The sequence below is a fragment of the Pseudonocardia lacus genome (assembly GCF_018531445.1).
Classification (GTDB): domain Bacteria; phylum Actinomycetota; class Actinomycetes; order Mycobacteriales; family Pseudonocardiaceae; genus Pseudonocardia; species Pseudonocardia lacus.
Genome location: NZ_JAHDTH010000066.1, coordinates 24919 through 35643 on the forward strand (window position 1 = coordinate 24919; position 10725 = coordinate 35643).

Consider the following 10725-nt stretch of genomic DNA (forward strand, 5'->3'; position numbering starts at 1 on the left):
CTCCTCAGTGCACCCGTCGCGTGCTGTCGCGCAGCACCACCTCGCCGCGCACCCGCACGGTGCGCGCCCGCTCGCCGGGTTCGGTGTCCAGGGCCAGCGCGGCCGCCCGCTCGCCCATCTCCTCCAGCGGCAGCCCGACCGTGGTCAGCGAGGGCACGAGGTCGCGCAGGGTGCGGATGTCGTCGAAGCCGGCCACCGACACGTCCTGGGGGATGACCAGCCCGTGGTCGCGGAAGGCCGCCATCGCCCCGACGGCCATCACGTCGTTCACGGCGAACACGCAGCTCACGTCGAGGCCGGTGGCGACCAGTTCGGCCGCGGCCGCGTAGCCCCCGTCGCGGGTGAACGAGCCGGGCACGGTGCGCACGGCCGCGTCGGGCACGCCGGCGTCGCGCAGGCCCTCGACGAAGCCGGCGTGCCGGTCGCGGGCGGTGAGGAGCTCCGGTGGTCCGGTCAGCACGGCGAGCCTGCGGTGGCCCAGGCCGGCCAGCTCGCGGGCGAGCTCGCGCGCCCCCGCGCGGTTCTGCACCAGCACCGTGTGCGTGCCCAGCCGGTTCTGGCTGATGCAGGCGACCCGCCCGCCCGACTCGGTGAACCCGGCCAGCTCCTTGGCCAGCCGGGCGGTCAGCTCGCGGCTGCGGGTCCGGCTGCCCACGATGATCACGGCGCGGGCGCGCTGAGCGCGCAGGGTGGCCACGTAGTCGAGCTCGCGCTCCGGGTCGCGGCGGGTGCTGGCCATCACCACGACCAGCCCGCGCTGCTCGCACTGGCGCATGACGCCGTCGGCGATCGCGGAGAAGTACGGGTCGGAGATGTCGTGCACGACCAGCCCGACGATGTTGCTGGCGCCGCGCGCGATCGCCTGCGCGTGCGGGTTGGCGCGGTAGCCCAGCTCGCCGGCGGCGGCCAGCACCCGGCCGCGGTGCGGCTCGCCGACCGAGCGGTGGCTGCCGTTGAGCACCCGGGACGCGGTCGCCAGCGACACCCCGGCCGCGGCGGCGACCTCGGCCAGCCGCACCGGGCCGCGGCGCGGGGACGGGTCGGCCGCGGGGGAGGAGGCGGACGGCTCGGCCACGGATCCCCCTTCCCCGCCGCTGCGGCCGCCCGCCCGGCCGCCGGGCCGGTCGACCTCGTTCACCGCGGAGGGTATGGCACGCCGACGGCCTCCGGGCGGTGCGCCCGCGCCCACCGCGACACCGCTGCCCGGTCGAGTGATCCATCGGCCACCAGGGCGCGCCACCCGCGCCTGACCGTACCTCCGGGCGGCACCCGGACGGGGTCCTCGGCGGCCAGCTGGGAGCCGATCCCGGGGTAGCCCGCCACCCGCACGAACCACGGGTCGGCCGCGGTCGCCGCGTCGGTGGCGACCAGCGCCAGGGTGAACGGGTCGGGGCCGTGCTCGGTCCAGGCCAGCCAGGGCGCGACCAGCCCGTGCACCGCCGCCTCACCGACGGCGTCGCCCGCCCTCACCCGCGGCTCGGTGGCCGGGGGGAGCCGCCAGAACAGCCCCCCGTACCCGGCGCCGGTGCGCCCGTTGGTGGCCGGGCTGCCCAGGCGCACCGGGCGGTCGGTGGCGTTGGTGAGCTCGGTGACCAGCTCCAGCTCCCAGCCGTCGACGCCGGGGTCCGCCGGGCTCCGGGCGCAGACCGTGCGCCGCTCGCGCAGCGGGACGCCGCCCTCGGCGCCCACCCAGCGCAGCCGCTCGACGAACCCGCCGTCGTCGCGGGCGTCGAAGCCGTCGTGCTCGATCCGGCCGTGGTCGTCGCGCCACGTGTAGCCCTGCCCGCGCACGTAGGTGCGCCCGCCCCAGAAGTTGCCCCCGTCCACGTCCTGCACGCCGACCCCGACGCCGAGGTGCCAGCGGTGGTCGGCGGGCACGGCGTCGCTGACGACCCGCCCGCCCAGCGTGCGCACCGGGTGCAGGTGCGGGCGGGGCGCGAGGACGGCGTCGAGTTCGGCGCCGTCGACGTGGGTCGCCACGACGCGCCCGCGCACCCGCAGCTCGGCCAGCTCAGCCACGGGGCACCTCGATCAGCTCGGCCGCGGTCGGGGTCGCCCAGGGCAGGTCGAGCTCGGAGAACAGCGCCAGCTCCGCGGCCGCCCGCTCGACCGCGGTGTCGATCCCGGGCACGACCGCGCGCGGGTGCGGGCCCGTCGTGTCGACGCGGAGGTGCACCTGCGCGATCGGGCGCGGCTCGGGCGCCACCCGGACCGCCTCGACGACCTCGGTGAACGCGGTGGTGGCCGGCAGCGGCACCAGCAGCGGCACGGCCGGGTCGCGGGTGTGCGCGACCAGGTTCTCCAGCAGGTCGGTCGCGGGGTGCTCGGTGACGACCGCGCCGCGTGCACCGCGATCGTCGAGGCGGACGCGGTCGCTCTTGTAGTCCAGCGCGATCCGCCCCCGGGTGCCGTGCACGACGACGGAGGGCTCGTGGTGGCGCTGCGCGCAGAGCGTGACCGCGACGACGACCGGCGTGCCGCGGGCCGTGGTCAGCCGCAGGCACGCCGTGTCGTCGGCCTCGATCGGGTTGGCCCGGTACAGCTCGACGCGCACGTCGCGGGGCCGCTCGGCGCCGGACCCGTCGAGGGCGAGCGCGGTGGCGGTCGCGTGCGCGAAGGGGTTGGTCAGCGCGCCGTCGACGACGTCGACGCCGTCGAGCCTGCGCTTGCCGGCCCAGGGCGAGCGGTTCCAGTACGCGTGGTCGCGCACCCAGGCCCCGGCGGCGCCGATGCCCACGACGTCGCCGATCGCGCCGGCGGCCACCAGGTCGCGCACGTGCCCGACGGCGGCCGAGCCGAGGCTCTGGAAGCCCACCTGGCAGGCCCGACCGGTGGCGGCGACGCCGTGGACCAGCCGGGCGAACTCCGCCCGGCTCGGCGCGGGCGGCTTCTCCAGCAGCACGTGCGAGCCGGCGCGGGCGGCGGCCAGCGCGATGTCGACGTGCGTCGGGATCGGGGTGCACACGACGGTGACCTCGGGCCGGACCCGCTCCAGCAGCTCGGCCAGCTCCGCGCCGGTGGGCACCTCGCCCGCGGCGTCGACCAGCGCGCGCTGCTCGGCCTCCAGCGGGCGCGGCTCGCAGACGCCGGCCAGCCGCACGGGGGCGCCTGCGCGGCGCAGGCGGTCGAGGTTGCGCAGGTGCCAGCGGCCGTGGCCGTGCGCCCCGACCAGCAGCACCGGGGCGGGGGACGGGTGGGGCGGGGGCATGCGCTGCGGTCCTCCTCGACGGGGCGTCCGGCCGGGACGGTACCGATCGGGAAAGCGTTTGCCAACGGCCGGTCCGGACGCGGTCCGTATTCCGGATCGTGACCTGCCCGGAATAACTGCTGGTCAGTGCCCGTGCAAACCATCGACACCGTCGGTGCAGATGATCACCACGACTCGCGGGCTGTTGACAAGGCGGTCCCTGTCCGGCTTCGCTAGAAAGCGCTTACCCGCCCCTCCCGCTACCGCACCCGAGGTCCCGACCCGGGCGAGAGGTGACGATGACCGAGCTCAGTGACGAGACCCGGACCCGGGCCGCGGCGCCCACGCACCCGCCGCCGCGGGAGGTCGCGCCGACCACCCGGAGCGGGCGCCGCCGCCCGCGGCTGCCCCAGGTGGGCGAGCGCAAGGTGGCCTTCCTGTTCCTGGCCCCGTGGTTCCTCGGGCTCGCCCTGATCACCGTGGGCCCGATCCTGGGCTCGCTCTACCTGTCGTTCACCGACTACAGCCTGCTCGCGCCGCCGGAGTGGACCGGCCTGGACAACTACGCGCGGATGGTCGCCGACCCGCGGTTCTACCAGTCGCTCGAGGTCACGTTCATCTACGTGTTCATCTCGGTGCCGCTGCAGCTGGCCTTCGCGCTGGCGCTCGCACTGGCGCTGGACAAGGGCCTGCGCGGGCTGGCGATCTACCGCTCGGTGTACTACCTGCCCTCGCTGCTCGGCGCGAGCGTCGCCGTCGCGGTGCTGTGGCGGCAGATGTTCGGGGCCGAGGGGCTGGTCAACGCGGCGCTGGAGAACCTGGGCTTCACCGACCTGCCCGGCTGGGTGTCCGACCCGGACTACGCGCTGGGCACGATCATCATCCTGAACGTCTGGACGTTCGGCTCGCCGATGGTGATCTTCCTGGCCGGGCTGCGGCAGATCCCGCAGATGTACTACGAAGCCGCGGCGATCGACGGCGCCGGCGCGCTGCGCCGGTTCGCCTCCATCACGCTGCCGCTGCTCAGCCCGATCATCTTCTTCAACCTGGTGCTGCAGCTGATCGGCTCGTTCCAGTCGTTCACCCAGGCGTTCGTGATCAGCAGCGGCCGCGGCAGCCCGGCCGACTCGACCCTGTTCTACACGCTCTACCTGTACCTGCGCGGCTTCGGCAACTTCGACATGGGCTACGCCTCCGCGCTGGCCTGGGTGCTGCTGCTCATCGTCGGCGTGCTGACCGCGGCCAACTTCCTGGTCTCGAGGTTCTGGGTGTTCTATGGCGACGACTGAACCGGCCCTCGGGCCGGACCTGGATCCCCCGCGCGGCCCGGCCCGGCTGGGCAGGCGCCCCCGGCTGCTGGCCCACCTGTTCCTGATCCTGTTCGGGCTGCTCATGCTCTACCCGCTCATCTGGATGCTGAGCAGCTCGTTCAAGCCCACCGAGGAGATCTTCACCCAGCCCGGGCTGTGGTCGGACAACTTCTCCACCGACAACTACGTCGAGGGCTGGACCGCGCTGCCCCAGCCGTTCCACATCTACATCGTCAACTCGCTGATCGTCGTCGGCGGCTCGATCATCGGGAACCTGCTGGCCTGCTCACTGGCCGCCTACGCGTTCGCCCGGTTGGAGTTCCGGCTCAAGCGGTTCTGGTTCGCGGTCATGCTCGGCACGATCATGCTGCCGATCCACGTGGTGATCGTGCCGCAGTACGTGCTGTTCGCCCAGCTCGACTGGATCAACACGTTCTGGCCGCTGATCGTGCCGAAGCTGCTGGCCACCGACGCGTTCTTCATCTTCCTGATGGTGCAGTTCATCCGCGGCATCCCGAAGGAGCTCGACGAGGCGGCCCGGATCGACGGCTGCGGGCACTTCGGCATCTTCTGGCGGATGATCATCCCGATGTCGACGCCGGCCCTGGCCACGACGGCGATCTTCACCTTCATCTGGACCTGGAACGACTTCTTCAGCCAGCTGATCTTCCTGGCCGACCCCGACCTCTACACCGTCCCGGTCGCCCTGCGGACCTTCGTGGACTCCAACACCCAGACGCCGTGGGGCCCGGTCTTCGCGATGTCGATCGTCTCGCTCGGCCCGATCTTCGGGTTCTTCCTCGCCGGTCAGCGCTACCTCGTCCGGGGCATCGCCACGACGGGGCTCAAGTGACCCGGCCGTGCCCGCTCATCGCTCGCCCATCCTGAAGGGAACTGCACCGTGGCAGCACCACCCCCCGCACCCGGGCGCCCGGCGCCCCGGTTGCGCCGCGTCCTCGTCGCCGCAGCGCTGAGCCTGGTCATGACCGCCGCCGCGTGCGGCGGTGGTGGCGGCGCTCCGGCGGCGTCCGGCGCCGACGACGGGCCGGTCACCCTGCGCTTCTACTGGTGGGGCAGCGACAGCCGCCACCAGTACACGCAGCAACTGATCGAGCAGTACCAGGCGGCCAACCCCGGGGTCACCATCGAGGCCGAGTTCAGCGGCTTCGACGACTACTGGGACCGGCTGGCCACCGCGACCGCGGGCGGCGACGCGCCCGACGTCATGCAGCAGGACACCCGCTACGTGGCCGAGTACGCCGAGCGCGGCGCGCTCGCCGACCTGACCGAGTTCATGCCGGGCGTCATCGACACCGCGCAGCTCGACGAGCCGATGCTCAAGACGGGCCAGCTCGACGGCACCAGCTACGCCATCCCGACCGGGGTGAACGCGTTCGCGCTGCTGGCCAACCCCAAGCTGTTCGCCGACACCGGCGTCGCGGTGCCCGACGACACCACCTGGACCTGGGACCAGATGGTGCAGGTCGCCGGCCAGGTCAGCGCCGCGGGCGGCGGTCAGGTGTTCGGCGTGCAGGACCTGGGGTTCAACGAGACCAGCCTGGAGATCTTCGCCCGCCAGCGCGGCGAGGCGCTGTTCGACGAGTCGGGCGACGTCGGCTTCACCCGCCAGACCGTGGTCGACTGGTGGAACACGATGCTCGCGCTGCGCGACTCCGGCGGGACCTCGCCGCCGTCGATCAGCGTGGAGTCGCAGGCCGGCGGCGTCGACGGGTCGCTGACGGCGAACGGCCGGGCCGCGCTCGGCAGCTGGTGGACCAACCAGCTGCCCGCGATCAGCTCGGCCACCGGCCAGGACATGGAGCTGCTGCGCTGGCCCGGCGAGTCGCCGCAGGCCGGGATGTACCTGAAGCCCGCGATGTTCTGGTCGATCTCCTCGCGCAGCGAGCACCCGGAGGCGGCGGCGAAGTTCATCGACTACCTCATCAACTCGCCGGAGGCGGCCGAGCTCGCGCTCAGCGACCGCGGCCTGCCGATCAACACCGCGCTGCGCGAGCAGATCGTGCCCAAGCTCAAGCCGGCCGACCAGCGCTCCGCGGCGTTCGTCGAGGAGATCACCCCGTCGCTGGCCGAGCCGCCGGGCCTGCCGCCGCAGGGCGCGGGCGAGGTGCAGCGGATCCTGCAGCAGCTGCACGAGCAGGTGCTGTTCGACCAGCTGACCGTCGATGAGGCCGCCGACCGGTTCATGAGCGAGCTGGACGCGGCGACCGCCTGAGCGAGCTCGCGAGCTCAGCATCGGCGCAGCAGACGCGGCGGGCGGTGCGACCCCTCCCGCACCGCCCGCCGTCCCCACCCCGAGGAGAGCTGCATGAGTCCGCCGGTGACCACCCCGCGCAGGCGCTACGCCGTCGTCGGCACCGGGCACCGGGCGCAGATGTACGTCGACGCGCTGCTGGGCAGCCACGCCGACGTGGGCGAGCTGGTGGCCCTGTGCGACCCGAACCCGACCCGGATGGCCTACCACCAGGACCGGCACCGGGCGGCCCGGCCGGGTGCGCCCGACCTCGCGCAGTACCCGCCGTCGCGGTTCGCCGACCTGCTCGCCGAGCAGCGCCCGGACGGCGTCGTCGTGACCAGCGTGGACGCCACCCACGCCGGGTACGTCAGCGCAGCGCTCGCCGCGGGGGCCGCGGTGATCTGCGAGAAGCCGCTCACCACCACCGCGGAGGGCTGCCGGCGGATCGCCGAGGCGGTCGCGGCCGCCGACGCGGAGGTGGTCGTCACGTTCAACTACCGCTACTCCCCGCGCAACGCCGCGGTCCGCGAGCTGCTCGCCGCCGGGGAGATCGGCGCGGTCACCTCCGTGCACTTCGAGTGGGTACTCGACACGGTGCACGGCGCCGACTACTTCCGCCGCTGGCACCGCGACAAGGCCAGTTCCGGTGGCCTGCTCGTGCACAAGTCCAGCCACCACTTCGACCTGGTCGACTGGTGGCTGGACGACGTGCCCGAGCGCGTCGTGGCGATGGGCGGGCTGCGCTTCTACGGGGCCCGGGCGGCCGCCGCGCGGGGGGTCGGCGGCCGCCCCCCGCGCAGCCACGGCGACCCCGCTCTGGCCGACGACCCGTTCGGCCTCGACCTGGCCGCCGACCCGCGGCTGCGCCGGCTCTACCTCGACGCCGAGGCCGACGACGGCTACCTGCGCGACCGCGACGTGTTCGGCGAGGGCATCTCGATCGAGGACAACATGGCGGTGCTCGTCGGCTACCGCGGCGGGCCCACCCTGAGCTACTCGCTCAACGCGCACGCGCCGTGGGAGGGCTACCGGGTGTCGATCAACGGCACCGGGGGTCGGATCGAGCTGGCCGTCGTCGAGCGCGCGGAGGTGCACCGGCCACGGGCCGGCGACCGCGACGCGGTCGACCCGAGCGCGCACCCCGACGCCGGTGGCGCCGGCCCGGCTCGGCGCCCCGGCACCGAGCTGGTCGTGCAGCGGCACTGGGTACCCGCCCGCCGGGTACCGGTCGCCGAGGGGGCGGGCGCGCACGGCGGGGGCGACGCCCTGCTGCTCGACGACCTGTTCCGGCCCGACCGGCCGGCCGACCCGCTGGGCAGGCGCGCCGGCTGGCGCGACGGCGTCCACGCGGTCGCCGTGGGCATCGCGGCCAACGAGTCGCTGGCGACGGGGCTGCCTGTCGACATCGCCGCCCTGCTCGGCGCACCCGCCCAGCACCCGGCCACACCGATCACACCGATCACACCGACCACACCGCGGAGGAACAGCCCATGAGCGCGCGCCCGCTGCGCATCGTGATGAACGGCGTCACCGGCCGGATGGGGTACCGCCAGCACCTGCTGCGTTCCGTGCTGGCCATCCGCGACGACGGCGGCCTGCTGCTGTCCGACGGCAGCCGGTTGCCGGTCGAGCCGGTGCTGGTCGGGCGCAGCGCGGCGCGGGTCGGCGAGATCGCCGACCGGCACGGCGTCGAGCGGTGGACCACCGACCTCGACGAGGCGCTGGCCGACCCGGCCGCCCAGGTCTACTTCGACTCCCAGGTCACCTCGGCCCGGGAGAAGGCCATCACCGCGGCCATCGCCGCGGGCAAGCACGTCTACACCGAGAAGCCGCTGGCCGAGTCGCTGGAGGGCGCGCTGACCCTGGCCCGGCTGGCCGCCGAGGCCGGTGTGCGCACCGGCGTGGTGGCCGACAAGGTCTACCTGCCCGGCCTGGTGAAGCTGCGCAGGCTGCTCGACGCCGGCTTCTTCGGCCGGGTGCTGTCGGTGCGCGGCGAGTTCGGGTACTGGGTGTTCGAGGGCGACTGGCAACCCGCACAGCGCCCCAGCTGGAACTACCGCAGCGCCGACGGCGGCGGGATCGTCATGGACATGTTCTGCCACTGGTCCTACGTGCTGGAGAGCCTGTTCGGACCGGTGCGGGCGGTGACGGCGCGGGCGGTCACGCACGTCCCCGAGCGCGTCGACGAGCAGGGCGAGCGCTACGCCGCCACCGCCGACGACGCCGCCTACGGGATCTTCGAGCTGCCCGACGGGGTCGTCGCGCAGATCAACTCCTCGTGGTGCGTGCGGGTGTTCCGCGACGAGCTGGTGGAGTTCCAGGTCGACGGCACCGAGGGCAGCGCGGTCGCCGGCCTGCGCGAGTGCCGCGTGCAGCACCGCGCCACCACGCCGATGCCGGTGTGGAACCCCGACCTCCCGGCGACCGAGCGCTTCCGCGAGCAGTGGCAGCCGGTGCCCGACAACGCCGAGCTGGGCAACGGGTTCCGGGTGCAGTGGGAGCAGTTCCTGCGCCACGTCGTCGAGGGCGGCGAGCACCCCTACGACTTCCTGGCCGGCGCCCGCGGCGTCCAGCTCGCCGAGCTGGGCCTGCGCTCGTCCGCGGAGGGCAGGCGCTTCGAGGTGCCGGAGGTGCGGGCGTGAGCCGTCTCCTGCTGCCCGGCGCCGACGGCTCGCTGCACCAGCACGTCCTGGGCGCGCCGGGGCGCTGGACCCGACCGACCGCCGCGATCACCTCCCGCACGGCGTACGCGGCGGCGCACGTGGTCGCCGACCCGCTCGCCGACAACACCCCCGGCGCCCCGGCCGTGCTGGACTGGGACGCCACCCTGGCCTTCCGCCACCACCTGTGGTCGTGGGGGCTGGGCGTGGCCGACGCGATGGACACCGCGCAGCGGGGCATGGGCCTGGACTGGTCGGCCACCGCCGAGCTGGTGCGCCGCTCGGCGGCCGAGGCGCGCGCCGTGGGCGGCCGGCTGGTGTGCGGGGTCGGCACCGACACCGGCGCCGAGCTGCGCTCGCTCGACGACGTGGTCGGCGCCTACCTTACCCAGCTGGAGGTCGTGGAGGGCGCCGGGGCCGGAGTCGTGCTGATGGCCAGCCGCGACCTGGCCCGCCTGGCCGCCGGACCGGACGACTACGCGAAGGTCTACACCCGGGTCATCGGGCAGGCGTCGGCGCCGGTGCTGCTGCACTGGCTGGGTGAGGTGTTCGACCCGCAGCTGGCCGGCTACTGGGGATCCCGTGACGTCGCCGAGGCCACCGCCGCCGTGCTGGCGCTGGTCCGCGAGCACGCCGGCGCCGTCGACGGGATCAAGGTCTCGCTGCTCGACCGGGCCCACGAGGTGGGGCTGCGCGCGGCCCTGCCGGACGGGGTCAAGCTCTACACCGGTGACGACTTCCACTACCCGGAGCTGGTCCGCGGCGACGCGACCGCGCACTCGCACGCGCTGCTCGGCATCTTCGACCCGATCGCCCCCGCCGCGTCGACCGCGCTGCAGGCCCTCGACCGCGGCGACACGGCCGCCTACGACAGCGCACTGGCCCCCACGGTGGCGCTGTCGCGGCACCTGTTCGCCGCGCCGACCCCGCACTACAAGACCGGGATCGTGTTCCTGGCCTGGCTCGCCGGCCACCAGGAGGCGTTCGCGATGGTCGGCGGCATGGCCACCGCGCGCAGCCTCCCGCACCTGGCCGAGGTCCTGCGCCTGGCCGACGCCGCCGGCCTGCTGCCCGACCCCGACCTGGCCGCCGCCCGGATGCGGTCGGTCCTGGCCGTCGCGGGGGTGGCTGCCTAATGCTGTTGTCAAGCGGCAGCCGGCCTGTGGTCGGTTCGGTACTCGGTTCTGGTGCGCAGCATGGCGTGCAGGACGTTGACTCGTCGTCGGGCCAGTGCGATGAGAGCTTGGTGGTGGCGTTTGCCCTCGGCGCGTTTGCGGCGGTAGAACGTCTTGGATTGCGGGTCGCGTTGGATCG

At 74.1% G+C, this 10725-nt stretch carries 9 protein-coding genes and 1 pseudogene; 6 read left to right on the plus strand and 4 right to left on the minus strand.

The features are described 5' to 3' along the window. Positions 1-4: 4 nt before the first annotated feature. The 3 genes from KIK08_RS16105 to KIK08_RS16115 are packed head-to-tail and all read right to left on the minus strand — an operon-like array spanning position 5 to position 3208. Positions 5-1075, minus strand: a complete 1071-nt coding sequence (locus KIK08_RS16105) for a LacI family DNA-binding transcriptional regulator (protein WP_308257672.1) — start codon at positions 1073-1075, stop codon at positions 5-7. A gap of 59 nt (positions 1076-1134) precedes the next feature. Then, a complete protein-coding gene (locus KIK08_RS16110; RefSeq protein WP_214403969.1) occupies positions 1135-2019 on the minus strand; it encodes a DUF6807 domain-containing protein in 885 nt (294 codons plus the stop codon). Then, a complete protein-coding gene (locus KIK08_RS16115; protein ID WP_214403970.1) occupies positions 2012-3208 on the minus strand; it encodes a Gfo/Idh/MocA family protein in 1197 nt (398 codons plus the stop codon). Before KIK08_RS16115 ends, KIK08_RS16110 begins: the two co-directional genes overlap by 8 nt. 278 nt (positions 3209-3486) lie before the next feature. Here KIK08_RS16115 and KIK08_RS16120 point away from each other — a divergent pair, with 278 nt between their 5' ends. From KIK08_RS16120 to KIK08_RS16145, 6 genes are all read left to right on the plus strand, one after another. After that, a complete protein-coding gene (locus KIK08_RS16120) occupies positions 3487-4476 on the plus strand; it encodes a carbohydrate ABC transporter permease (protein WP_214403971.1) in 990 nt (329 codons plus the stop codon). After that, positions 4463-5350 carry a carbohydrate ABC transporter permease gene (locus tag KIK08_RS16125; RefSeq protein ID WP_214403972.1) on the plus strand — a complete coding sequence of 296 codons (888 nt, stop codon included), beginning with the start codon at positions 4463-4465 and terminating at the stop codon, positions 5348-5350. Before KIK08_RS16120 ends, KIK08_RS16125 begins: the two co-directional genes overlap by 14 nt. Before the next feature lie 48 nt (positions 5351-5398). Continuing rightward, on the plus strand, positions 5399-6730 hold the full coding sequence (locus KIK08_RS16130; protein ID WP_214403973.1) for an ABC transporter substrate-binding protein: 1332 nt from the start codon (positions 5399-5401) through the stop codon (positions 6728-6730). Positions 6731-6823: 93 nt separating this feature from the next. Further along, positions 6824-8245, plus strand: coding sequence for a Gfo/Idh/MocA family protein (locus KIK08_RS16135; RefSeq protein ID WP_214403974.1), 1422 nt, complete (start codon positions 6824-6826; stop codon positions 8243-8245). Next, complete coding sequence (locus KIK08_RS16140) at positions 8242-9393, plus strand: Gfo/Idh/MocA family protein (RefSeq protein WP_214403975.1); 1152 nt, start codon at positions 8242-8244, stop codon at positions 9391-9393. The genes KIK08_RS16135 and KIK08_RS16140 overlap by 4 nt, the downstream gene beginning before the upstream one ends. Further along, positions 9390-10547, plus strand: a complete 1158-nt coding sequence (locus KIK08_RS16145; RefSeq protein ID WP_214403976.1) for a dihydrodipicolinate synthase family protein — start codon at positions 9390-9392, stop codon at positions 10545-10547. Before KIK08_RS16140 ends, KIK08_RS16145 begins: the two co-directional genes overlap by 4 nt. Positions 10548-10555: 8 nt before the next feature. On the opposite strand, the pseudogene KIK08_RS16150 reads toward KIK08_RS16145, so the two are convergent. Beyond that, positions 10556-10725, minus strand: a pseudogene (locus KIK08_RS16150) (IS110 family transposase); the annotation flags it as partial.

Bases quoted from the DNA above. Each gene is read 5' to 3' on its own strand.
- KIK08_RS16115 (WP_214403970.1), bottom strand. From the start codon at position 3,208: ATGCCCCCGCCCCACCCGTCCCCCGCCCCGGTGCTGCTGGTCGGGGCG.
- KIK08_RS16120 (WP_214403971.1), top strand. From the start codon at position 3,487: ATGACCGAGCTCAGTGACGAGACCCGGACCCGGGCCGCGGCGCCCACG.
- KIK08_RS16125 (WP_214403972.1), top strand. From the start codon at position 4,463: ATGGCGACGACTGAACCGGCCCTCGGGCCGGACCTGGATCCCCCGCGC.
- KIK08_RS16135 (WP_214403974.1), top strand. From the start codon at position 6,824: ATGAGTCCGCCGGTGACCACCCCGCGCAGGCGCTACGCCGTCGTCGGC.
- KIK08_RS16140 (WP_214403975.1), top strand. From the start codon at position 8,242: ATGAGCGCGCGCCCGCTGCGCATCGTGATGAACGGCGTCACCGGCCGG.